This is a genomic window from Streptomyces sp. NPDC006265, from assembly GCF_040613555.1.
Classification (GTDB): Bacteria; Actinomycetota; Actinomycetes; order Streptomycetales; family Streptomycetaceae; genus Streptomyces.
Window position 1 is genome coordinate 1 of the sequence record NZ_JBEXSH010001262.1, and the last position, 1,894, is coordinate 1,894.

Here is a 1,894-nt window from a genome sequence, read left to right on the forward strand (position 1 = left end):
GACCTTCGACGACATCACCGTCGACAGCACCCTGCCCGCCGGCCTGCCGTCCTTCATCCCCATGACCGACGGCAGCGCCATCACCAAGCTCGACACCAGCCTGAACTGGCCGGCCTACGGGGTCGGGCTGCGGCGCGTCTTCTCCCCGGACACCCACACGCTCTACAAGCGCTTCACCGAGCAGACCGCACGCCAGGCCCTCGCCCTCGGCGAACACCAGAAGGCCGTCCTAGTCGGCTATGGCGAGGACCCCCTCGTTGAGGCCTTCTGGACCCGCCGTGAACGCGACAGGCTCGTCGAGCGGATCGCCGAGCAGGAGTGGGATCTGGTGCTCTCGTGCAACTACAGCATCTACGGCGACTGGCCCCGCACCGAGCACCTGCTGAACATGCGCCGCAGCCTGATGCTCGCCCAGGAGTTCGCCGAGGCCGGCGTGAACGTCGTACCGAACGTGTACTGGTTCCGGCTGGAAGACCTCCAGCGCTACCTCGCCTGGATCCAAGACACCCAGCCGGCGGGCATCGCCATCAACGTGCAGACCGTCCGCGACAACGCCGACTGGGACAGCTGGGAGCGGCCCGGCCTGCACTGGCTTGCCGAGCATCTGCCCGAGGACATGCCGGTCTTCCTCACCGGCCTGTCCCGAGCCAACCGCATCGCCGAGATGGCCGAGATCTTCGGCCGGCGACTGACCCTCATCTCTCAAAACCCCCATCAGTACGCCCTGCACGGCGCGATCATGACCCCCAACGGCCGCGAGGACGTCCACGCCCGAAGCGAGGACGCCTTCGCCGCCACGGTCCAGTACATGGCCTCGCTCCTGCCGAACCGCTGAAACTTCTTCGCCCGCACTGTCACACCGGCGGCTCCTCCCACACCTGTAGCAGGTGAAAGCACCTACGGGAGGAGCCTCCATGGAGACCGACACCAACCGCGCTGATGCCAAGACGACGGAGACGCCGACGGCCTCTCCCGCCTGGCGGCTGTGGATCCTGCTCGTCTGGCACCCCACGCTCGGCCTTCCAGTCGACCCCGTCGCCGTTCTCGGCCTCAACGAGGGACAGCAGCAGGCCGCACCGGTCGTGCGCTGGGTCCCACTTGTCTACGAGGCGGCCGACCCCTGGCGAGAGCGCCTGAGCGCGCCCATCACCAGCCAGGACATCGAACGCTGGATCGCGCGGTCCGGCAGCGTGTGCTCGCTCGAGCCCGCCGACGTTCCCGAGGGCGCGCTCGACCTCACCCACGCAGCCGACCTCGTCCTGGACGAACTGCTCGCCGAGGTCATCCCTGCGCTCCCGCCGCGCGGTGACGGCTGATGGGTACAGGAAGCAAGTCCTCGCACGCCTCCTACGCCGTAGGGCCCACGACAGCGTCCGAGACGGACGACGTGGTGGCCGAAGCGCCGGCGCAGCCCATGTCCGACGAGGAAGTCCAGGCCAAAGCCGACCTCCTGATGGCGATGAACCTCATGGAGGAGATCACCGACCCTCCTTTCGCCCTGGACCCCGAGGATGAAGTCCCGACGGACCCCGTCGAGCGGTACAACGCCTTCGTCGGCCACGTCGAGCAAGCTCAGGAGGCCATTGAGAAACTGAAGGAGGCGGGCGCCTCCGACGAGGAGATCGAGGCCCACACCAAGGCGCTGAAGGCGCAGACCCTCGCCTACCTGAACTCGCTGGATGAGGACGACCTGCGCGAGATCGCCGAGGCCAAAGGCTTCGAACACCCGGCGCTGGTGGGCCTGTCCGGCAAGGGCCAGCACCCCCTGGTCCACTGGCTCGACCCCGCGTACCCGGGCGACATCCCGTCCAAAGCGAAGATCCAGGCCGCCGCGCTCAGCCGGTACAACGAGCTGCTCGCCGGCAAGACGGTCGGCGGAATGACGCTCGCCGAC

3 protein-coding genes are annotated in these 1,894 nt (G+C 68.0%); all 3 read left to right on the forward strand.

All coding sequences use genetic code 11. The features are described 5' to 3' along the window. Positions 1-835, forward strand: an 835-nt coding sequence (locus ABZ281_RS47835; protein ID WP_356664952.1) for a DUF4417 domain-containing protein, incomplete at its 5' end; no start/stop codon positions are given. Between the two features lie 79 nt (positions 836-914). Continuing rightward, positions 915-1,316 carry a hypothetical protein gene (locus ABZ281_RS47840; protein ID WP_356664954.1) on the forward strand — a complete coding sequence of 134 codons (402 nt, stop codon included), beginning with the start codon at positions 915-917 and terminating at the stop codon, positions 1,314-1,316. Then, positions 1,316-1,894: hypothetical protein (locus ABZ281_RS47845; protein ID WP_356664956.1), on the forward strand; the 579-nt coding region annotated here is incomplete at its 3' end. The genes ABZ281_RS47840 and ABZ281_RS47845, both read left to right, overlap by 1 nt.